This window comes from Rathayibacter sp. AY1H3 (assembly GCF_002932015.1).
Genome location: NZ_PSUU01000034.1, coordinates 23,663 through 44,619, shown reverse-complemented (window position 1 = coordinate 44,619; position 20,957 = coordinate 23,663). Strand labels below are relative to the sequence as shown.

Here is a 20,957-nt window from a genome sequence, read left to right as displayed (position 1 = left end):
CGCGCGCGCGCCGAGGCGGTTGGCGAGCCCGGGGCGCGCGTTGGCCTCGTGGACGGTGAAGGGGACGCCGGCGCGGCGGGCCGCCAGGTAGGCGGGTGCTGCCGCGTACCCTCCGAAGCCGACCACCGCGTCGATCCGCCGATCGCGGATCGTCCGGACGATGCCGGCGATGGTCGCGCGGAAGGCTCCGGGGAACCGCAGCGCCGCCGCGTTCGGGCGGCGCGGGAACGGCAGCCGCGGGATCACCGAGAGCTCGTAGCCGCGGAGGGGGACGAGGCGCGCCTCGAGCCCCTCGGCGGTGCCGAGCACGAGCACTTCGTCGCGCGGGTTCCGCCTGCGGATCTCGTCGGCCGTCGCGAGCAGCGGATTGACGTGGCCGGCGGTGCCGCCGCCGGCGAGCAGGTAGCGGGTCACTCCGCCGCCGCCTTCCTGCGGCGCAGCACGCCAGCGCCGGGCAGGGGCGCGGTCTGGGTGCGGGCGAAGGAGAGGACGACGCCGATGGCGAGGAGCGAGCTGAGCAGGGCGGTGCCTCCGGAGGAGATCAGCGGCAGCGGGACCCCCAGCACCGGGAGCACCCCCAGGACGACGCCGATGTTGACGAACGCCTGGCCGATCAGCCAGACCATGATCGCGCCGGTGCTGATCCGCACGAACGGATCGGAGGACGCGTGGATGACGCGGAAGAAGGCGACCGCGAGGACCACGAACAGCGCCAGGACGACGATCGCTCCGATCAGCCCGAGCTCCTCGCCGATGATGGCGAATATGTAGTCGTTGTCCGCGGCGGGCAGCCAGGACCACTTGGCCTTGGAGTTGCCGAGGCCCACGCCGAAGATCCCGCCGGAGGCCATCGCCCAGGTGCCGTGCACCGGCTGCCAGCACGAGTTCTGGTACTCCTCGACGTTGGAGCAGTCGCCGAGGAAGGACATGATCCGGGTGAGGCGGTTGTCGCTGGAGACGGCGAACAGCACCGCTCCGATCGCGCCGACCACCACGATCGGCACGAGGACCTTCATCTGGACGTTCGCGTAGAAGAGCGCGGCGAGGACGATGCCCGCCATGATCACGACCGTGCCCAGGTCGCCTCCGATGAGGACCAGTCCGATCGCCGCGCCGCCGACGATCAGGACGGGGATGAGCGCGTCCTTCCAGTCCTTCGGCGACCGGTAGCGGCGGGCGAGCAGGAGCCCCAGCCAGAGGGCGAGCGCGAGCTTGATGATCTCGGAGGGCTGCATGCTGAAGGCGCCGAGGCGGATCCAGTTGCGGTTCCCGCCGACGGAGTCGCCGAGCGGTGTGAAGAGCACGAGGCACTGGAGGACGCAGCCGGCGATGAGCAGGATCGGCGTCACGCGCTTCCACACGCCGAGGGGCAGCCGCGAGACCACCAGCATCATCGGGATCCCGAGGAGGGCGAATCCGCCCTGGCGCAGGAAGCCGCCGAAGGAGTCGTCGCTCGACACGTAGGAGGTGACCGACGAGGAGGAGAGCACCATCGTCAGTCCGAACAGCACCAGGAAGAGCGTGGTGCCGAAGAGGAGGTAGAAGTTCGGCGAGTGGGAGGCGAAGACCTTCGACAGGACGATCCGCGCGGAGCGGGCCCCGCTCCGGTCCTTCCCGCGCGGCTCAGTGCGCGAGCGGCCCGCGGGGCGGCTCGTCGTCGGAGCGGTCATCGGCTCCCCCTCCCAGGTGTGTCGCCACGGCGGCCGCGAAGGAGCGGCCCCGAGCCGCGTAGTCGAGGAACTGGTCCATCGAGGCCGCGGCGGGTGCGAGCAGGACGACGTCCCCCGAGCGGGCGAGCGTCGCGGCGGCCTCGACGGCCGCCTGCATCACCGCACCAGTGTCGTCCGGCACCGCCTCGCTCACGGGGAGGGCGGGCGCGTGTCGCCGGAATGCCGCGAGCAGCGCCGAGCGGTCGGCGCCGATCACCACGGCGCCCCGCAGGCGGCCGACGTGCGCGGCCACGAGGGCGTCCACGTCGACGCCCTTGAGCAGGCCGCCGACGACCCAGACGACCGACGGGTACGCGCGCAGCGAGGCGTCGGCGGCGTGCGGGTTCGTGGCCTTGGAGTCGTTCACCCAGGTCACCCCGTCGTGCTCGGCGACGACCTGGATGCGGTGGGCGTCGAGCTCGAAGGACGCCAGCGCGGTGCGGACGGCCGTGACCTCGATCCCGCACGCTCGGGAGAGCGCTGCCGCGGCGAGCACGTTCTGGACGATGTGCGGAGCGGCGAGGTTCCGAGCGGCGAGCTCGTCCACGGTGGTGATCTCGAGGGCACTGGTGCGGCGGTCCTCGAGGAAGGCGCGGTCGCAGAGGATGCCGTCGACGATCCCGAAGTCGCTCGGGCCGGGCACGCCGAGGCCGAACCCGATCGCCCGGGCGCCCTCCACCACCTCGGCGTCGAGCACCATCTGCTCGGTCGCCGCGTCGGCGCGGTTGTACACGCAGGCGACGCGGGTGCCGGCGTAGACCTTGCCCTTGGCTGCGCGGTAGGCGTCGAACGAACCGTGCCAGTCGAGGTGGTCGTCGGCGATGTTGAGGCACACGCTCGCGATCGGCTCGATCGCGCCCAGGTAGTGCAGCTGGTAGCTCGAGAGCTCCACGACGAGGACGTCGAAGCCCTGCGGGTCGCGGACCGCGTCGAGCACGGGCACGCCGATGTTGCCGCAGGGGGCGGCGCGGAGGCCGCCGGCCACGAGCATCGTCGCCGTGAGCTGGACGGTCGTGGTCTTCCCGTTGGTGCCGGTGACGGCCACCCATTCCGCCGGAGTGCCGTCGGCGCGCACGACCTTGTCGCGGACGCGCCAGGCGAGCTCGACGTCGCCCCACACGGGGATCCCGGACTCCGCCGCCCACACGAGGATCGGGTGCGTCGGCCGGAAGCCGGGCGACACCACGACCAGCTCCGGTGCGAACGCGTGCAGCTCCTCCGGAGCGGAGTCGAGGCGGTCGGCCCGGTGCAGGCGGGCGCCGATCACCTCGAGCAGGCGCTCGCGCTCCTCGTCGGCGCGGTCGGCGAGGACCAGCACCTCGGAGCCGAGCTCGGTCAGGGTGTCGGCCACCGAGAACCCGGTGACGCCCAGGCCCAGCACGGCGACGCGCAGGCCGCGCCAGTCCGAGTGCCAGCTGCGGAGGGAGTCGGGACGGGCGGGATCGGTCATGCCAGCGACAGCCATTCCAGGTAGAAGAGCCCGACTCCGGCGGCGACGAAGATGCCGGCGATGATCCAGAACCGGACCACGACGGTGATCTCGGCCCAGCCCTTGAGCTCGAAGTGGTGGTGGAGCGGGCTCATCAGGAAGATGCGCTTGCCCCGGGTCAGCTTGAAGTAGATCCGCTGGAGGATGACCGAGCCGGTCACGATGACGAACAGGCCGCCGATGAGGATGACCAGCAGCTCGGTGCGGGTGAGGATCGCCAGGGCCGCGAGCGCGCCGCCGAGGCCGAGCGAGCCGGTGTCGCCCATGAAGATCTGCGCCGGCGAGGTGTTCCACCAGAGGAAGCCCACCAGGGCACCGGAGACGGCCGCCGCGATGATGGCCAGGTCGAACGGGTCGCTCACCTGGTAGCACTTGTCGACGACCTCGGGGTTGAGGTGCTGGTCGAAGCACCACTGGTTCGACTGCCAGAACCCGATGATGACGTAGGAGCCGATCGCGAGGATCGAGGACCCGGTCGCGAGTCCGTCGAGCCCGTCGGCGACGTTCACGCCGTTCGACGTGCTGGTGACGATGATGCAGATCCACAGCACGAACAGGCCGATGCCGATCCAGCCGAGGGAGGCGAAGTCGAACGGCAGGTCGCGGATGAACGAGATCGAGGTGGACGCGGGGGTGAGCCCGTTGGAGTCGCGGACCATGATCGCGATCACCGCGAAGGCCGCGGCGACGATGATCTGGCCGGCGATCTTCGCCCAGCCGCCGAGGCCGAGGCTGCGCTGGTTGCGGGTCTTCAGGAAGTCGTCGACGAAGCCGACGAGTCCGAGCCCGACCATCATGAAGAGCACCAGCAGGGCCGACGGCGCGATCGCCCGGTTGCCGAACAGCATCCCGAGGAAGTAGCCGACCACGGTGCCGATGATGATGACGATGCCGCCCATCGTCGCCGTGCCGTGCTTGACGTGGTGCGACTTCGGTCCGTCCTCGCGGATGAACTGGCCCCACTGCAGGCGGTGGAAGAGGCGGATGAACAGGGGCGTCATCAGGAGCGTGAAGGCTCCCGAGAACGCGCCGGACAGGAGGAGTGCCCTCATCGGTGACGCTCCCCGAGACGGTCGGCGAGGAAGCGCAGCCCCGCGGAGTTGGACGACTTGACCAGCACGGTGTCGCCGGGTCGCAGGTAGTCCTCGAGGAGGTCGAACGCCTCGTCGGAGGTCTCCGCGAAGACGGACTCGCCGCTCCACGACCCCTCGCGCTCGGCCGCGACGTGGATCCGGCGGGCGCCTCGGCCCACCACCACGATCTGGGAGATGTTGAGGCGCACGGCCAGCAGGCCCACGCGCTCGTGCTCCTCGTCGGCCCACTCGCCGAGCTCGCTCATCTCTCCCAGGACGGCGACGGTGCGCCCCCCGGGCTTCGCGATCTGAGCGAGGGTGCGCAGGGCGGCCGCGGTGGAGTCGGGACTCGCGTTGTACGCGTCGTTGATGATGCGGACGTCCTCGCCGCCCAGGACCTCCATGCGGCCGCGCTCGGCGAGGGTGACGGTCGCGAGAGCCTCGACGATCGCGGGCAGCGCCACTCCGACAGAGAGCGCGGCGGCGGTCGCCGCGAGGGCGTTCATCACGTGGTGCTCGCCGAGGACGCGCAGCAGGAGCTCGGCGCGAGCGGCCTCGCGGCCCTCCCCCGCCGAGACCTCGATGGCGAAGCGGGTGCCGTCGGCGGTCGCGTCGATATCGACGGCGCGGACGTCCGCGCTCTCGCCGCGGCCGAACCAGAGGACCCGGGCGGCGGTGCGGCCCGCCATCGAGGCGACCCGGCCGTCGTCGGCGTTCAGCACGGCGACGTCGTCGGCGGTGAGGTCGGCGACCATCTCTGTCTTGGCCTCGAGCGTGCGCTCGATCCCGCCGAACTCGCCGGCGTGCGCGAGGCCCACGGCGAGGACGACGCCGACGTCGGGCCTGGCCATCCGGACGAGGCGGCGGATCTCGCCGACCGCGCTCGCGCCCATCTCGGCGACGAGGAAGCGCGTCGACTCGGACACCTGGAGCATCGTGATCGGCGCGCCGACCTCGTTGTTGAAGGATCCGCGCGGAGCGACCGTCTCTCCGACCCGCTCGAGGACGGTGCGGAGGAGGTTCTTGGTCGTCGTCTTGCCGTTCGAGCCGGTGACGCCGATGACGGTGAGCCCGCCCTTCGCGCGGACGCGCCGGACGACCTCGGTCGCCAGCGCTCCGAGCGCCTCGACGGAGTCGTCGACGAGGACCTGCGGCACGTCGAGGTCGAGCGGGCGCTCCACGATGAGGAGCGCGGCACCGCGCTCGAGAGCGGCGGGAGCGAAGAGGTGGCCGTCGGTGTGCTCGCCGCGCTTGGCGACGAAGATCCCGCCGGGCGCGATCTCGCGGGAGTCGGTCTCGGTCGCTCCGTCGATCACGGTGGCGGCCGTGGCGGACGAGCCGGCCAGGTGGAGGCGTCCGGAGACGGCCTCGGCGATCTCGGTGAGGGTGAGGGCGATCATCTACAGCCAGCCCGCCTCGCGCAGCGCGTGACGGACGTCGTCTCTGGCCGAATACGGCATGTGCACTCCTGCGATCTCCTGGTGGTCCTCGTGGCCGGGCCCGGCGTAGAGGATCGAGTCCCCTTCGCGCGCGAGGGCGACGGCGGCGCGCACGGCGGCGCGCGGGTCGGCGATCTCGTGGATCTCCCGGTCGGGCACGGCGGCCCGGGCGCCCTGGAGGAGCGCGGCGCGGATGGCGGCCGGATCCTCCCAGCGCGGGTGGAAGTCGGTGACGACCACGACGTCGGCGAGGCGGGCGGCGATGGCGCCCATGTCGCTCCGCTTGGTCGTGTCGCGGTCCCCGTCCGCCCCGAACACCATGAACAGGCGGCCGGGCGTGATGGTCCGCAGCGCCTCGAGCGCGTTCTGGAACGCGTCGGGGGTGTGGCCGTAGTCGACGTAGACGCGCGGTCCGCGCTCCCCCGAGACGAGCTCCGCGCGGCCCGGGATGTAGACGTCGAGACGACTGTCCTCGAGCGCGTGCGCGACGGCGTCCAGGTCGAAGCCCGACTCCACCAGCATCACGATCGCCAGCGCGGCGTTGGACGCCATGTACCAGCCGATCAGCGAGACGGTGACGACGACGGAGCGGTTCTCGGGCCCCTCCAGGCGGAAGGTGGTGCTGTCGGGCGTCGCGTCCAGCACCGTCATCGACCAGTCGGCGGGCGTCGTCGGGGCGACTCCGACGACCGGAGAGCCGGCGAGCGTCGCGACGGGGATGCGGCTGCGCTCGGCGAGCTCGCGCCCCCAGGCGCTGTCGACCGTGACGACGCCGCGGCGTGCGCGCTCCGGCTCGAAGAGGTCGGCCTTGGCCTCGAAGTACTCGCGCAGATCGGAGTAGTCGTCGAGGTGGTCGTGGCTGAGGTTCGTGAAGCCGACGACGTCGAAGACGAGGCCGTCGATCCGGTGCCGCGTGAGCGCCTGCGCCGACACCTCGATGGAGACCGCGCGGACGGCGGACTCGCGCATCCGCGCGAGCAGGCCGTGCAGCTCGCTCGCCTCGGGAGTGGTCAGCGAGCTGACCACGGCGACGTCGCCGATCCGGCGCTCGGCGGTGGAGCTGAGGCCGGAGACGACTCCGAGCCGGCGCAGCAGCGCGTCGAGGATGTAGACGACGCTCGTCTTGCCGTTGGTCCCCGTCACGCCGAAGAGCGTCGGGACGTCCTCGCGGGTGCGGTGGATCCACGCGGCGACGTCGCCGAGGGCGGCCCGCGGGTCGGGGGTCACCAGCACGGGCAGGCCGCTGTCGGCGGCGAGCTCCGCTCCGGCCGGGTCGGTCAGCACGGCGACGGCTCCGGACGCCGCGGCGGCCGACGCGAAGGCCGCGCCATGGGCACGGCGTCCTGCGACACCGACGTAGAGGTCCCCGGACTCGACCTGGTTCGAGTCCAGCGTGACTCCGCTCACCTCGACGCCCTCGAGGCCGCGGACCGGGCCGAGGGAGAACTCGGCCACGAGCTGCGAGAGGCTCCGCGGCACGGGGTGCTCGGGGCGGAGGGAGGACTGCGGGCGAGGGTCGTGCACTGCCCGCTCTTTCTCTCGTTCTGGTGCGTGGATCGTGGTCCCGGCGGGGCTCACCACGTCGTCGGGTACTCGACGGGCGGCACCGTGGACGGCTCCACCCGGTTGGTCTTGAGCACCTGGGTCATGACCTGCTGGAAGACGGGAGCCGTCGCCTGGGACGTGTTCATCTTAACCGGATCGGCGATGGTGACCGTCACGACGTACTCCGGGTCCTCCGCCGGCGCGAGCCCGGCGAGCGAGACGGTGTAGCTCTTCGAGTAGCCGCCCTTGCCGTCGGGCTGCTGCGCGGTACCGGTCTTGGTGGCGATGTTGTAGCCGTCGACGTGGATGTCGTTCGCCAGCCAGCCCTCGTTGTAGTGCGTCTGCAGCATGTCGACGACCTGCTTCGCGGCCGAGCTCGACACCACCTGGGTGCCCGTCGCATCGGGGACGTCCACGACGGAGCCGTCGGCCGTGGTGCAGCCGTCGATCAGCTGCGACGGGAGCCGCACTCCGCCGTTGCCGAGCGTCTGGTAGATGCTCGCGACCTGCACCGCGGTCGCCGAGACGCCCTGGCCGAACATCGTCGTGTAGTTCGTCTGGTTGTCCCAGTCCTGGTAGTCGGCGAGCAGGCCGCCCTCCTCGCCGGGGAAGCCGCTCGTAGTGGGCGTGCCGAGACCGAACTTCTGCAGGTAGTCGTAGCGGGTCTGGGCCGACAGGCGGGAGCCGAGCATCGAGATGCCGACGTTCGACGAGTCCTTGAGGATGCCGGTCAGCGTGTAGTTCGTCGGGGTGTGCGCGAAGTCGTCGCTGAACGAGGCGCCGTCCTTCTCGAAGGAGTCCGGGACGACGACCTGGGTCGTCGGGCCCGCCTGGCCCTGGTCGATCAGCATCGCGGCCGTCATCGGCTTGAAGGTCGAGCCCGGCTCGAACGGCGCGCGGAACGCGCGCGAGCTGCGGTCGGCGGAGGCGCTCGCCTCGACGTTGTTGGGGTCGACGGTCGGCGTCTCGGCCACGGCGAGCAGCTTGCCGGTCTTGACCTCCTGCACCACGACGATCCCGTAGCTGCCGCCGACCTCGGCGACGCGCTGCGAGAGGACCTGCTGGGAGTAGTACTGGAGGTCGGAGTCGATGGTGAGCTTCAGCGTCCCGCCGTCGACGGCCGGGGTCTCCGAGACGGTGCTGCCCGGGATCCGAACATAGTCGGCGCTGCGCTCGTAGCTCTCGGACCCGTTCTGCCCCGCGAGGCAGGTGTTCTCCGCGTACTCCATGCCCTCCTGGGCCGCTCCGTCCGCCCCGACGTAGCCGACGAGGTTGCCGGCCACCGCGCCGTTGGGGTAGCTGCGTCCCTGCTGGGTCTCGAAGTAGGTCCACGGGATGTCGAGCGCGACGAGCTTCTGGTAGGCCTCGAGGTCGAGCCCCTCCGAGAGGATCAGGTAGTTGGCCTTCGCGTCCTTCGCAAGCGCGGCGTCCACCGCTCCGGTGATCTGCTCGACCGACTGCCCGGTGATCGCGCCGATCTCGGAGGCGGCCTGCTGCACGCTGACCATGACCTTCTGGTCCTCGCCCAGCTCGCGCGGGAACTCGGCCACGTTCTTCGGCGAGGTCGTCAGCCGGTAGCGCGTGGTGGTGTCCGCGAGCACCGTCCCGGAGCGGTCCACGATGGGGCCGCGCTGGCCGTAGGTGACGACGCTGTTCGACTGGTTCTGGGCGGCCGCATCGGTGAGCTCGTTCGCCCGCACGATCTGGATGTCCACCAGCTTGCCGATGAAGAGTCCGACGACGGCGACGATGATGACGAACGTGACGGCCGTGCGGCGTCTGCTCGAGCGGTGGTGTCTCACTGCGGCGGTGTCCTTCTTGCTCCGGGCGGGCGGGCCGCCGTTCGTCGGGTCCGGATGGTCGTCGTGCGCCCCGCGGGGCGGGTGCCCGCGCGGAGGCGGACCGCGACGCCGTGCGTCAGTGCGTGATGGGCGCGGGCAGCTCGCCCTGCAACGGTACGGCCGCACCGTCGACAGCCGGGGAGGACGCGCTCGCGCCGGGCTGGAGAGCCGGGACGAGGGCGTTGGGCACGAGCGGCGCGGAGGCGGTGCCCGCGACTTCGCTCGACGCGGCGGAGGAGGGGTCGCCCAGCACGGCGCCGTCCGAGAGGCGGAGGTAGACCGGCGCGGTATTGGCGACCATGCCCAGGCCCTGCGCGGCGGTGGCGAGGTTCTGCGGCGAGCTCAGCGTGTCGACGGCGTCCTGCTTCTCCGCGTTGCTGCGGGTGAGCGATTTCTGCTCCGTCTGCAGCGCCGAGATCTGGTAGGCCCCCTGCGAGAGGCCGACGCTCACCAGGAGCTGGACGACGATGATCGCGAAGAGGCCGGCGACGGCGACGATCCCGTAGACGAGCTTCGGGCGCGACTGCGCCTGACCGGCCGGGACGGCCTCGATGCGGGGGCGGGGCGCCTCCTCCTCGGGGCGTGCTCGGCGGGCGGTGTCGATGACGGCGGGGTCGATGACGGCGGTGGCGCTCATGCGGTGCTCCTGATCCTCTCGGCCGCGCGCAGACGCACGGGTGTCGCTCGGGGGTTGCGGGCCTTCTCGTCGTCGGAGGCGAGCTCGGCTCCGCGGATGACGAGTCGGAACTCGGGTCGGTGCTCCGGCAGCTCCATCGGGAGGCCGGCCGGGGCGGTGGAGGAGGACGCGGCCTGGAGCGCGCGCTTGACGATCCGGTCCTCGAGCGACTGGTACGCCTCGACGACGATCCGCCCGCCCTCGTTGATCCGGCCCAGCGCGGCGGGGATCGCCCGCTCGAGGACGGACAGCTCCTGGTTGACCTCGATCCGCAGCGCCTGGAAGACGCGCTTGGCGGGGTGGCCGTTCCGCTGGATCGCGACCGGGGTCGCCGCCTGGATGATCTCGACGAGACGGCCGGAGCGCTCCAGCGGAGCCTCGCGACGGGCCTCCACGATCTTCTTGGCGTAGCGCGCGGCGAGGCGCTCCTCGCCGTACTCGTGGAAGATGCGGCGCAGGGCGGTCTCGTCGTAGTCGGCGAGGATGCTCGCCGCCGTGAGCGGGGCGGTCGAGTCCATCCGCATGTCCAGCGGCGCGTCCTTGGAGTAGGAGAAGCCGCGCTCGGTCTCGTCGAGCTGGAGCGAGGAGACGCCGAGGTCGAAGAGCGCACCGTCGATCGTGTCGATGCCCAGCTCGTCGAGCACGTCGGGCAGCTCGTCGTAGACGGCGTGCACGAGGTCGATCCGGGAGGCGTGGGCGGAGAGCCGCTCCCCCGCGAGCTGTAGCGCCTCGGGGTCGCGGTCCAGGCCCACGAGGTGCAGGCCGGGGAAGCGCTCGAGCAGCGCGAGCGAGTGCCCGCCCATGCCGAGCGTCGCGTCGACGACGACCGCCCCGTCGCGCTCCAGCGCCGGAGCCAGGAGCTCGACGCAGCGCTCGAGCAGCACCGGGAGGTGCCGCTCCTCGGTCGGGCGCGGAGCGCCCTTCGGAGTGTTCTCTGCCATGGCGGTCCCGCCGTTCCCGTTCCTGTCGTCCGATCCCCATCCACCTCGCGTCCGGACACCGGGGAAGGTGCGTCCGGGCGCCGAGTGGCTGGGAGTCGCGCGACAGGACCTAGAACAGGCCGGGGATCACCTCCTCCTGGGTGTCGGAGAACACGGACTCCTGCTCCTGCAGGTAGGTCTCCCAGGCGCCCTGCGCCCAGATCTCGGCGCGGTTGCCCGCTCCGATGACGGTGAGGTCGCGGTCGAGGCCCGCGTACGCACGCAGCGGAGCCGGGAGGGTCACGCGGTTCTGCTTGTCCGGCGTCTCGGCGCTCGCGCCCGAGAGGAACACCCGGAGGAAGTCCCGCGCCTGCTTGCTGGTCACCGGCGCCTGCCGGATCTTCTCGTGCATCACCTCGAACTCGGCCTGGCTGAACACGTACAGGCACCGCTCCTGGCCGCGCGTGACGACGACTCCGGAGGAGAGCTCGTCGCGGAACTTGGCGGGGAGGATCACGCGGCCCTTCTCGTCGAGCTTGGGGGAATAGGTGCCGAGGAACACGGACTGCCCCCCACTTCTTCCGGCCAAGGATGGTGTGTCCTCCACAGTACTCCACTTCCCCCCACTCACAACCCCGGCGCGGCGCGGGGCGCGCCGGAGAGGCCCCGGTCATCCGCGTGTTTCCGCGGAATCGCGACAGTGGGGCGAAGTGGAGGGGGAAGGCCGCGGGAGGGAGGCCGCGGGCACGAAAAAAGGGCCGATCCGTGAGGATCGACCCTGTGGTGGAGCGGAGGGGAGGCTAGCCGCGCCCGTCTCCGCGGTTGTCCCACCTGTCGTTCAGACGGTCCATGAAGCCGGACCCCTGGCGGTTGCCCGAGCGGGGCTTCGACGGACGGCCGACGTCGGGCAGGCCGGGCTCGGCGGAGCCGCCGGCGGCCGGGCGCATGGCCACGATCACGCCGCCGAGCATGAAGGCGAACCCGAGGATGCCGACGAGGGGCTGGCGCACGACCACGCCCGCGACGAGCACGGCGAGACCGAGGATGCCGAGCAGGATGCCGAGCACGAGGGCTCGGTAGTTGGTGCCGCCGCGCCCCTTGCCGACCGCCGCCACGAAATCGGCGTCGTTCTGGTAGAGGTTCCGCTCCATCTCATCGAGGAGCCGTTGCTCGTGTTCCGAAAGCGGCATCGTGACCCCTTCAGGGTGCGGCGTCGACCCTTTCGGGGATCGGCACCGGAATAGGCGGCGTCTGGGCTCGACCGGTCGGGCGGCGCTTCAGTGTAGACCGAGCCCGACGCAGGCACCAGGCACCTTCGGTGCATAGGCTGGTCGGGTGAACCACAGCTCTCGACTGGTCGATCGCGTCCAGCTCCGAATCGATGAATTCCTCACCGGGCGCACGCCAATTCTGCGCTCCATAGGAGAGGACGTCTTCGCCCTCGGCGACCTTTCGCGGGACTTTCTCAGCGGGGGCAAGCGGTTCCGCGCGCGCTTCTGCGAGGCGGGCTGGAACGCGGTGTCGAGCACCTCGAGCGAGGCCCATCCGAGCGGCTCCGATCCGATCGCGAGGGTGGGCGCCGGGCTGGAGCTGTTCCACGCCGCCGCCCTTGTCCACGACGACGTGATCGACAACTCCGACACCCGCCGCGGCGCTCCCGCGGCCCACCGGCGCTTCTCCTCCTTCCACGCCGACGGCGGCTGGACCGGCGACCGCGACGAGTTCGGCCGCTCCTCCGCGATCCTCCTCGGCGACCTCCTCCTGGTCTGGTCGGACGAGATCTTCGCCGCGGCGGAGTGGTCGCTCGGGGATCGAGTCGCAGCCGAGCGCGCGCGCGCGGAGTTCAACCTGATGCGCACCGAGGTCACGCTGGGCCAGTACCTCGACATCCTCGAGGAGAGCGCGTGGGTGCAGCACCCCGAGCACGAGCACCTGCAGCGGGCGGAGCGGGTGGTGGTCTACAAGAGCGCGAAGTACAGCATCGAGGCGCCGCTGGTGATCGGCGGCTCCCTCGCCGGCGGCGACGACGCGCAGCTGGACGCCCTGCGCCGCTTCGGGCTCCCGGTCGGGATCGCCTTCCAGCTGCGCGACGACGTCCTCGGAGTCTTCGGCGACCCGGCAGTGACGGGCAAGCCGGCCGGCGACGATCTGCGGGAGGGCAAGCGCACCGTGCTGCTCGGCCTCGCCCGCGGCGCGTGCTCGCCGGGCGAGCGGGCCGAGCTCGACGCGGTCGTGGGCCGGAACGACGCCGACGCGGCGTCCATCGCGCGGGCGCAGGAGATCATCGCGGGCAGCGGCGCCCTCGAGCGGCTCGAGGAGCGCATCGACCAGGAGGTGGCCGCGGCGATCGCGGTCCTCCCCGACGCGCCGCTCCGCACGGAGGGCGTGGCGGAGCTGCGCGAGCTGGCCGCCCAGGTCACGGTCCGCACCTCCTAGGAGCGGACGGGCGGGATCAGGCCAGGGCCTGGGCGACCCGCCGGACCTCGGCCTTGCGGCCGGCGCGGAGGGCGACGATCGGGCTCGTGCCCAGGCTCTCCTCGACCGTCAGCATCCAGTCGACCGCCTCGTCGTCGGTGAAGCCGGAGTCGGCGAGCAGGATCGCGGTGCCGCGGATCTCGCTCATCGGCTCCCCGTCGCGGAGGAAGAGGGCGGGGACCTTCAGCACGCCGTCGCGGCGGGTGCCGAGCAGGTGGCGCTCCTCGAGGAGGCGGCGGACCCGGCCGGCGCCGAGCCCGGTCAGCTCCACGAGGTCGGGGACGGTCAGCCACTCGAGCTCGGAATCGGTCGAGGTGGCGGGGGAAGCGGACGAGTCGGTCACGCGTCAAGACTGCCACGAGCCCGGAGGGCCGCCAACTGCGGGCGCCCCGGAGAAGGAGTCGGGCCCGTCCTGCGCCGCCCGGGCGTCGCTCACCGGTTCCCCCGGGGGTCTTGCCTAGACTCGTCGCGTGACCACCAGCCAGCTCGACCCTCTCCTCGGCCGTCTCGTCGACGGCCGGTACGAGGTGCGCTCGAGGATCGCCCGCGGCGGCATGGCGACGGTCTACCTCGCGCACGATCAGCGCCTCGAGCGCCGCGTGGCGATGAAGGTCATGCACGGCCACCTCTCCGACGACGCGACGTTCAAGAACCGCTTCGTCCAGGAGGCGCGCTCCGCCGCCCGTCTCGCCCACCCGAACGTGGTCAGCGTCTTCGACCAGGGCCAGGACTCGGACATGGCCTACCTGGTGATGGAGTACCTCCCCGGGATCACCCTGCGCGACCTGCTCAAGGAGCGCGGCCGGCTGACCGCCCAGCAGGTCGTCGACATCATGCACTCCGTGCTCTCGGGTCTGGCCGCCGCGCACCGCGCCGGGATCCTCCACCGCGACCTCAAGCCCGAGAACGTGCTCCTCGCCGACGACGGCCGGATCAAGATCGGCGACTTCGGCCTCGCGCGCGCCGCCTCCGCCAACACCGCCTCCGGTCAGGCCCTCCTCGGCACGATCGCCTACCTCTCCCCCGAGCTGGTCACGCGGGGCACCGCCGACACCCGCAGCGACATCTACGCCATCGGGATCATGATCTACGAGATGCTCACCGGAGAGCAGCCCTTCACGGGCGAGCAGCCGATGCAGATCGCGTACCAGCACGCGAACGACTCCGTCCCGTACCCCAGCGCGACGGTCGCCTCCGTCCCCACCTCGCTCGACGAGCTCGTCCTCTGGGCGACCGAGCGCGACCCGGACATGCGGCCCCGCGACGCCGGTGTCATGCTCGCGCAGCTGCTCGAGGCCGAGCGGCTCATGGGCATCACACCGAGCGACCGGCGCGGCGACACGCAGGCGGTCACCCCGCTCCCGGCGCCCGTCGCCGATCCGGCGCCCGCGACGGCCGTCTTCGATCCGGCGGAGCCCGGGCAGACCTCGGTCTTCGACCCGGCGCCGGCCCCCGGAGCGGTGCTCGTGGTCGACGAGGACGACGACATCGTCGCCCGGCTCGCGAGCAGGCGCCGCGTCCGACGGCGCCGCGGCGTCCTGCTCACGGTGGTCGTCCTCCTCCTGGCGCTCATCGGCGGCGGGACGGCCTGGTGGTTCGGCGAGGGACCCGGCGCGATCGTGTCGATCCCGGACGTCGTCAGCCAGTCGCAGCAGGACGCGACGGCCCAGCTGCAGGCGCAGGGCTTCGAGGTGCAGCCGCAGGAGACGCCCGACCTCACCGTGCCCGCGGGGACGGTCGTGAGCTCCGATCCGCCCGGCGGGCAGGGGGTGCACAAGGGCTCCGTCATCACGCTGACCGTCTCGAGCGGGCCGCGCCAGCTGCCGGTCCCGTCTCTCGCAGGCCTCTCGGAGGCCGACGCTGCCGCCGCGGTGACGGGCGGCTCCTTCACCGTCGGCGACGTCTCGAAGATCTTCGACGCCGACGTCGACGCCGGTGTGGTCGTCTCCGCGTCGCTGCCTGACGGATCGGCGCTGCCCGAGACGATGTCCGAGACCAGCACCATCGCGATGGTGGTGAGCCTCGGACCGATCCCGAACGTCGTCGGCCTCTCGATCGACGACGCGACGGCGAAGGCGGAGGCGGCCGGTCTCGCCCTCGACCGCAGCGGCGAGGACTGGAGCGACACCGTGGCCGCGGGCGTCGTCCTCACGCAGGCGAACCCGGAGGCGCCCGCCGTGACCGGCGACACCGTCTCGGTCGTCGTGTCGAAGGGGCCCGAGCCCGTCGCCGTGCCGAACGTCGTGGGGATGAACCGCGACGAGGCGAAGGCGGCCCTCGAGGCGGCGGATCTGTCGTGGAGCTACTCCCTGACGACGCTCGGCCCGCTGATCGACGCGGCGCCGAACGAGCTGACCAAGGTCACGAACCAGTCCAACAAGGCCGGCGATCTCGTGCAGCGCGGCACGACGATCCAGCTGTCGATCACCATCACGACCTGACGCCGCCGGTCGAGCCCTCAACGAGGACTCGACCGGCGGTCGGGGTCGGATCAGATCGCGCGGCCCCGGAGCTCCTCCGCCACGAGGAACGCGAGCTCGAGCGACTGCATGTGGTTGAGGCGCGGGTCGCAGACCGACTCGTACCGGGTGGCGAGCGTCGCCTCGTCGATGTGCTCCGAGCCGCCGAGGCACTCGGTGACGTCGTCGCCCGTGAGCTCGACGTGGATGCCGCCCGGGTGCGTCCCCGCGGCGCGGTGCGCCTCGAAGAAGCCCTTGACCTCGTCGACCACGTCGTCGAAGCGACGGGTCTTGTAGCCGGTCGGCGTCGTCAGCCCGTTGCCGTGCATCGGATCGGTCACCCACAGCGGCAGGGCGTCGCTCCGCTTGACGGCCTCGAGCAGCGGCGGGAGGGCGTCGCGGATCCTCCCGGCACCCATGCGGGTGATGAAGGTGAGGCGACCGGGCTCCCGCTCGGGGTCGAGCTTGTCGATCAGCTCGAGCATCGTCTCGGGCGTGGTCGACGGGCCGAGCTTCACGCCGATCGGGTTGCGCACCCGCGACAGGAAGTCGACGTGCGCGCCGTCGAGCTCGCGGGTGCGCTCGCCGATCCAGATGAAGTGGCTGGAGGTGTTGTACGGCGTGCCGGTCCGCGAGTCGATGCGCGTCATGGGGCGCTCGTAGTCCATCAGCAGGCCCTCGTGGCCGGTGTAGAACTCAGTGCGCTTCATGCCCTCGAAGTCGGCCCCGCACGCCACCATGAACTTGACCGCGCGGTCGATCTCGCGGGCCAGCTGCTCGTAGCGCTGGTTCTGCGGGTTCTCGGTGAAGCCCTTGTTCCAGTAGTGGACGAGGCGCAGGTCGGCGAATCCACCCTGCGTGAAGGCGCGGATGAGGTTCAGCGTCGAGGCGGCGGTGTGGTAGCCCTGCACGATGCGACGCGGGTCCGCGGCGCGCGACTCCGGGGTGAAGTCGTAGCCGTTGACGATGTCGCCGCGGTAGGCGGGCAGGGTCACGTCGCCGCGGGTCTCGAGGTCGCTCGAGCGCGGCTTCGCGAACTGGCCGGCCATCCGGCCCATCTTGATGACGGGCATGCTCGCGCCGTAGGTCAGGACGACGGCCATCTGCAGCACGGTCTTGACGCGGTTGCGGATCTGCTCGGCGGTCGCTCCGGCGAAGGTCTCGGCGCAGTCGCCGCCCTGCAGGAGGAACGCCTCGCCGCGGGCCGCGGCTCCGAGACGCTCGCGCAGCTGGTCCACCTCGCCGGCGAACACCAGCGGAGGGAGCGCGGCCACCTCGGCGGACGCCGCTCGCACGGCCTCCGCATCGGGCCACTGCGGCTGCTGCTTGATCTCGAGCTCGCGCCAATAGTCCAGGCCGGCGACCACGGAGGGGGCGGCGAGGACGTACGGTTCGTTCGGATCGATGACCACGAGGGTGTTCCCGGTTCTGACGGGCGCCAGCGGCGCGCGGAGGGCCGCCGTCCGGACGGACGGCAGCGGTTGACGAGCTTATAGCCTGGCAGGGCGCTCGGCCGGGAGGGGCCCCCGGCGTCGAGCGGGCGCTCAGCGGGTGAGGGCCGCGCGCTTCTCCTTGACCGAGGTCGCGTAGACGTCGAGGTACTCCTGGCCGCTCAGGGCGAGGAGCTCGTACATGATCTCGTCGGTGATCGAGCGGAGGATGAACCGGTCGCCCTCCATGCCCTCGAAGCGGCTGAAGTCGAGCGGCTCCCCGAAGACGATGCCGATGCGGCCCAGCTTCGGCAGGCGCTTGCCGATGGGCATGATGCGCGCGGTGTCGATCATGGCGACCGGGATGACGGGCACGCGGGCCTCGAGGACCATGCGTGCGACTCCGGTGCGGCCGCGGTACATGCGGCCGTCGGGGCTGCGCGTGCCCTCGGGATAGATGCCCAGGGCGTGGCCGCCCGCGAGGACGCGGAGGCCCGTGTTGAGCGAGGCCTCCGACGCCTTGCCACCGGAGCGGTCGATGGGCAGCATCCCCGTGGCGGTGAAGAACGTCCGCGTCGCCCAGCCCTTGAGGCCCTTGCCGGTGAAGTAGTCGCTCTTGGCGAGGAAGACCATGTTCCGCTCGATCACCAGCGGGAGGATCACGGAGTCGATGAAGGAGAGGTGGTTGCTCGCGAGGATCACGCCGCCGTTCTGCGGCACCTTGTCGGCACCGACCACCCACGGCCGGAAGATCGTCTTCAGGAGCGGGCCCGCGACGATGTGCTTCATGAACCAGTAGAACATCGGGCTCCTCGGCGGTGCGGCGGATCGGGTGCGGCGGGTGCCGCTAGAGGGAGCTCGCGTGCAGGCGCGCCAGGTCGGCGGCCCCCACGACTCCGGCGTCGTTGACGAGCTCCGCGATGCGGAACTCGGGCTCGGGGTGGTAGCCCCGGGCGGGGAGGTTGTCGAGGTAGGCCTGGCGGATGGGGTCCAGCAGGAGGTCGCCCGCCTGCGCCACTCCGCCGCCGATGACGAACATCTGCGGGTCGAGGACGGCGCTCAGGCTGGCCGCCGCCTCGCCCAGCCAGTGGCCGAGCTGTCGCAGCGCCGCGAGGGCGCCGAGGTCGCCGGCGGTGATCAGCTCGGAGATGAGGTGGCCGTTCAGCTCGCCGCCGTTGCGGGCGCGGGCGTCGGCGATGCCCTGGCCGATCCCGCCCGCGTCGGCCAGCTCGCCGGCGAAGCGCTGGAGCGCGCGGCCCGAGCCGTACTGCTCGATGCAGCCGCGGGCGCCGCAGCCGCAGGGCAGGCCTCCGGGGACGACGCGCATGTGCCCGATCTCGGCCGCGGCGCCGAAGCCGCCGCGCAGGAGCCGGTCGTTGATGACGATCGCGCCACCCACTCCGGTGCCGATGGTGAGCATCAGCATGTCGCTGACGAGGCGGCCCGAGCCGTAGCGGAACTCGGCCCAGCCGGCGGCGTTCGCATCGTTCTCGATGATGATCGGCAGGTCGATGCGGGCCGAGAGCTTCTCGCGGAAGGGCTCGTTGCGCCAGTTGATGTTCGGGGCGTAGTAGACGATCGACTGCGAGGCGTCGATGAAGCCGGCGGCGGCGACTCCGACCGCGGAGACGTCTCCCGGGAGCAGGCCGGAGCGCAGATGCTCGACCATCTCGACCACGACGTCGACGATCAGCTCGGGGTGCCCGGCAGGAGTGGGCCGACGGTCCTCGCGGAGGATCCCCCCGAACTCGTCGACCAGGGCTCCGGCGATCTTCGTGCCGCCGATGTCGATCCCGATCGCGTGCACGCGAACCGCCTTCCCGTCGCCACCGGCGCGGCAGCGTCGGCGGGCCGCCCTGAGCGGCGGCCAGGACGAGTGTAGTGACCGCGAGCGCTCCGATGCGGCTCAGCGGCGAGACCCGGCGACGCGTGTCGGCCCTCCTCGCGGAGCCACCCCTGGATCGTTACCCTGAACGGATCCACAGCTTGCGCCGCGCCGGTAGGGTGGAGACGACGTTCATTCAGGTACCGAAGGAGTTGCCGTGGACCAGTTCGATTCCCCCCTGGTGGTTCCGGCCGATCCCCAGGCCAACACGACCGCCCTCCTGCTGGACCGCGTCCGCGAGACACCCGATCGCCCGCTCTTCGCGCTGCCCGACGGCGACGGCTGGCGCGATGTGACGGCGCAGGAGTTCCTCGACCAGGTCACGGCCCTCGCGAAGGGCTTCGTCGCCGCCGGCCTCGAGCCGGGCGAGAAGGTCGGGCTGATCTGCAAGACGCGCTACGAGTGGACGCTGATCGACTTCGCCGTCTGGTTCGCCGGCGGGATCCTCGTCCCGGTGTACGAGACCTCCTCCCCCGCGCAGGTGCAGTGGAACCTCGCCGACTCCGGCGCGCACGCCGTGATCGTCGAGACCCCCGAGCACTTCGCCCGCTTCGACGAGATCCGCGCCGACCTTCCCGAGGTCCGACTCGCCTGGCAGATCGGGCTGGGCGATCTGGACAAGCTCGTCGCGCGCGGCGTCGACGTGCCGGACGCCGAGATCGAGCGCCGCCGCTCGCTGGCGACCGGCACCGACATCGCGACGATCATCTACACCTCCGGCTCCACCGGCCGCCCCAAGGGCTGCATCATCCGGCACTCGAACTTCGTCGAGCTCAGCCGCAACTCGGCGGTCGCCCTGACGGAGCTGATCCACCAGCCCGGCGCGTCGACGCTGCTGTTCATCACCACGGCGCACGTGTTCGCCCGCTTCATCGCGATCCTCTGCGTGCACGGCGGGGTGAAGGTGGGGCACCAGGCCGACACCAGGCAGCTGCTCCCCTCGCTCGCGTCCTTCAAGCCGACGTTCCTCCTGGCCGTGCCGCGCGTGTTCGAGAAGGTCTACAACTCCGCCGAGCAGAAGGCCGAGGCCGGGGGGAAGGGGAAGATCTTCCGCCGCGCGGCCGACGTCGCCGTCGCCCACTCGATGGCGCTCGAGGCGGGCTTGGTGCCGCTCGCGCTGAAGCTGCAGTTCCTCCTCTTCGACCGGCTCGTCTACTCGAAGCTGCGCACCGCCATGGGCGGGAACGTCCGCTTCGCGGTGTCCGGCTCGGCGCCGCTGGGAGACCGGCTCGGGCACTTCTTCCACAGCCTCGGCATCAAGATCCTCGAGGGCTACGGCCTCACGGAGACGACGGCGCCCGCCACGGTCAACCGCACCGAGCGTTTCAAGATCGGCTCGGTGGGCCCGGCGATGCCCGGCGTCTCGATCCGGATCGCGGGCGACGGCGAGATCCAGGTGCGCGGCATCGACGTCTTCGGCGGCTACTGGAACAACGAGGCGGCGACGGCCGAGTCGTTCGACGGCGAGTGGTTCCGCACGGGCGACCTCGGAACCCTGGACGAGGACGGGTACCTGCGCGTCACCGGGCGGAAGAAGGAGATCATCGTCACCGCCGGCGGCAAGAACGTCGCTCCGGCGGCGCTGGAGGATCCGATCCGCGCGAACCCGCTGGTCGGCCAGGTCGTCGTCGTCGGCGATCAGCGCCCGTTCATCGCTGCTCTGGTCACGCTCGACTCCGAGATGCTGCCGACGTGGCTCGCCAACAACGGGCAGGACAAGGGCCTCTCACTCGAGGACGCGGCCGTGAACCCGGTCGTTCTGGCCGAGGTGCAGCGGGCCGTCGATGCGGCGAACGAGCGCGTGTCCCGCGCCGAGTCGATCCGGAAGTTCGTGATCCTCCCGACCGAGTTCACGGAGGCGAGCGGTCACCTGACTCCGAAGATGAGCATCAAGCGCAACGTCATCCTCGCCGACTTCGCCGACACCATCGCCGCCGTCTACTCCGCCGCCCCCGCCACCGAGGGCATCTCCCTCCGCTGACCCCGCGCTCTCCCGCCGTTACCACCAGGCCGTCC

The 20,957-nt window shown here is 71.5% G+C and carries 18 protein-coding genes; 3 read left to right on the top strand and 15 right to left on the bottom strand.

Going from position 1 to position 20,957, the window contains the following annotated elements; genetic code table 11:
- The 11 genes from C5C33_RS13360 to C5C33_RS13310 form a co-directional block, all read right to left on the bottom strand.
- On the bottom strand, window positions 1-414 hold a 414-nt coding region (locus C5C33_RS13360; protein ID WP_181136248.1), incomplete at its 3' end, for a glycosyltransferase.
- On the bottom strand, window positions 411-1,670 hold the full coding sequence (gene ftsW, locus C5C33_RS13355; protein WP_104222593.1) for a putative lipid II flippase FtsW: 1,260 nt from the start codon (window positions 1,668-1,670) through the stop codon (window positions 411-413). The genes ftsW and C5C33_RS13360, both read right to left, overlap by 4 nt.
- A complete protein-coding gene (murD, locus tag C5C33_RS13350; protein ID WP_104247144.1) occupies window positions 1,624-3,159 on the bottom strand; it encodes a UDP-N-acetylmuramoyl-L-alanine--D-glutamate ligase in 1,536 nt (511 codons plus the stop codon). Before murD ends, ftsW begins: the two co-directional genes overlap by 47 nt.
- On the bottom strand, window positions 3,156-4,250 hold the full coding sequence (mraY, locus tag C5C33_RS13345) for a phospho-N-acetylmuramoyl-pentapeptide-transferase (protein ID WP_104261331.1): 1,095 nt from the start codon (window positions 4,248-4,250) through the stop codon (window positions 3,156-3,158). The genes murD and mraY overlap by 4 nt, the downstream gene beginning before the upstream one ends.
- On the bottom strand, window positions 4,247-5,671 hold the full coding sequence (murF, locus tag C5C33_RS13340) for a UDP-N-acetylmuramoyl-tripeptide--D-alanyl-D-alanine ligase (protein ID WP_104247145.1): 1,425 nt from the start codon (window positions 5,669-5,671) through the stop codon (window positions 4,247-4,249). The genes mraY and murF overlap by 4 nt, the downstream gene beginning before the upstream one ends.
- Complete coding sequence (locus tag C5C33_RS13335; protein ID WP_104238697.1) at window positions 5,672-7,234, bottom strand: Mur ligase family protein; 1,563 nt, start codon at window positions 7,232-7,234, stop codon at window positions 5,672-5,674. It abuts the gene before it with no gap.
- Window positions 7,235-7,284: 50 nt separating this feature from the next.
- Window positions 7,285-9,057, bottom strand: coding sequence for a penicillin-binding protein 2 (locus tag C5C33_RS13330; protein ID WP_244229623.1), 1,773 nt, complete (start codon window positions 9,055-9,057; stop codon window positions 7,285-7,287).
- Window positions 9,058-9,172: 115 nt separating this feature from the next.
- Window positions 9,173-9,733, bottom strand: a complete 561-nt coding sequence (locus C5C33_RS13325) for a hypothetical protein (RefSeq protein WP_104222588.1) — start codon at window positions 9,731-9,733, stop codon at window positions 9,173-9,175.
- On the bottom strand, window positions 9,730-10,713 hold the full coding sequence (gene rsmH / locus C5C33_RS13320) for a 16S rRNA (cytosine(1402)-N(4))-methyltransferase RsmH (protein ID WP_104225374.1): 984 nt from the start codon (window positions 10,711-10,713) through the stop codon (window positions 9,730-9,732). Before rsmH ends, C5C33_RS13325 begins: the two co-directional genes overlap by 4 nt.
- Window positions 10,714-10,822: 109 nt before the next feature.
- Window positions 10,823-11,254, bottom strand: a complete 432-nt coding sequence (gene mraZ, locus C5C33_RS13315) for a division/cell wall cluster transcriptional repressor MraZ (RefSeq protein WP_104222586.1) — start codon at window positions 11,252-11,254, stop codon at window positions 10,823-10,825.
- A gap of 238 nt (window positions 11,255-11,492) precedes the next feature.
- Complete coding sequence (locus C5C33_RS13310; protein WP_104222585.1) at window positions 11,493-11,882, bottom strand: DUF3040 domain-containing protein; 390 nt, start codon at window positions 11,880-11,882, stop codon at window positions 11,493-11,495.
- A 145-nt stretch (window positions 11,883-12,027) separates the two neighbouring features.
- Between C5C33_RS13310 and C5C33_RS13305 the strand changes: the two genes are divergently transcribed.
- A complete protein-coding gene (locus tag C5C33_RS13305; protein WP_104261330.1) occupies window positions 12,028-13,128 on the top strand; it encodes a polyprenyl synthetase family protein in 1,101 nt (366 codons plus the stop codon).
- Window positions 13,129-13,144: 16 nt separating this feature from the next.
- Here C5C33_RS13305 and C5C33_RS13300 read toward each other — a convergent pair whose 3' ends face one another.
- Window positions 13,145-13,510 (bottom strand): Rv2175c family DNA-binding protein, encoded by a 366-nt coding sequence (locus C5C33_RS13300; RefSeq protein WP_104222583.1) that lies wholly within the window; start codon window positions 13,508-13,510, stop codon window positions 13,145-13,147.
- Between the two features lie 127 nt (window positions 13,511-13,637).
- Here C5C33_RS13300 and pknB point away from each other — a divergent pair, with 127 nt between their 5' ends.
- Entirely contained in the window at window positions 13,638-15,608 is a 1,971-nt protein-coding gene (gene pknB, locus C5C33_RS13295) for a Stk1 family PASTA domain-containing Ser/Thr kinase (protein ID WP_104261329.1), read from the top strand.
- Window positions 15,609-15,658: 50 nt separating this feature from the next.
- Here the strand turns inward: pknB and C5C33_RS13290 are convergent, their stop codons facing one another.
- From C5C33_RS13290 to C5C33_RS13280, 3 genes are all read right to left on the bottom strand, one after another.
- Window positions 15,659-16,993, bottom strand: coding sequence for a class II 3-deoxy-7-phosphoheptulonate synthase (locus tag C5C33_RS13290; RefSeq protein WP_104222617.1), 1,335 nt, complete (start codon window positions 16,991-16,993; stop codon window positions 15,659-15,661).
- A gap of 177 nt (window positions 16,994-17,170) precedes the next feature.
- Window positions 17,171-17,860, bottom strand: coding sequence for a 1-acyl-sn-glycerol-3-phosphate acyltransferase (locus C5C33_RS13285; protein ID WP_104222581.1), 690 nt, complete (start codon window positions 17,858-17,860; stop codon window positions 17,171-17,173).
- 43 nt (window positions 17,861-17,903) lie between these two features.
- Window positions 17,904-18,863, bottom strand: a complete 960-nt coding sequence (locus C5C33_RS13280; protein ID WP_104222580.1) for an ROK family glucokinase — start codon at window positions 18,861-18,863, stop codon at window positions 17,904-17,906.
- A 235-nt stretch (window positions 18,864-19,098) separates the two neighbouring features.
- On the opposite strand from C5C33_RS13280, the gene C5C33_RS13275 reads away from it, so the two are divergent.
- Complete coding sequence (locus tag C5C33_RS13275; protein WP_104261328.1) at window positions 19,099-20,922, top strand: long-chain fatty acid--CoA ligase; 1,824 nt, start codon at window positions 19,099-19,101, stop codon at window positions 20,920-20,922.
- The last annotated feature ends 35 nt before the right edge of the window (window positions 20,923-20,957 follow it).

What these genes read in the sequence shown, in the direction of transcription:
- C5C33_RS13285 (WP_104222581.1), bottom strand. Translation starts at nt 17,860, where the DNA reads ATGTTCTACTGGTTCATGAAGCACATCGTCGCGGGCCCGCTCCTGAAG.
- C5C33_RS13310 (WP_104222585.1), bottom strand. Translation starts at nt 11,882, where the DNA reads ATGCCGCTTTCGGAACACGAGCAACGGCTCCTCGATGAGATGGAGCGG.
- mraY (WP_104261331.1), bottom strand. Translation starts at nt 4,250, where the DNA reads ATGAGGGCACTCCTCCTGTCCGGCGCGTTCTCGGGAGCCTTCACGCTC.
- C5C33_RS13325 (WP_104222588.1), bottom strand. Translation starts at nt 9,733, where the DNA reads ATGAGCGCCACCGCCGTCATCGACCCCGCCGTCATCGACACCGCCCGC.
- murF (WP_104247145.1), bottom strand. Translation starts at nt 5,671, where the DNA reads ATGATCGCCCTCACCCTCACCGAGATCGCCGAGGCCGTCTCCGGACGC.
- murD (WP_104247144.1), bottom strand. Translation starts at nt 3,159, where the DNA reads ATGACCGATCCCGCCCGTCCCGACTCCCTCCGCAGCTGGCACTCGGAC.
- rsmH (WP_104225374.1), bottom strand. Translation starts at nt 10,713, where the DNA reads ATGGCAGAGAACACTCCGAAGGGCGCTCCGCGCCCGACCGAGGAGCGG.
- ftsW (WP_104222593.1), bottom strand. Translation starts at nt 1,670, where the DNA reads ATGACCGCTCCGACGACGAGCCGCCCCGCGGGCCGCTCGCGCACTGAG.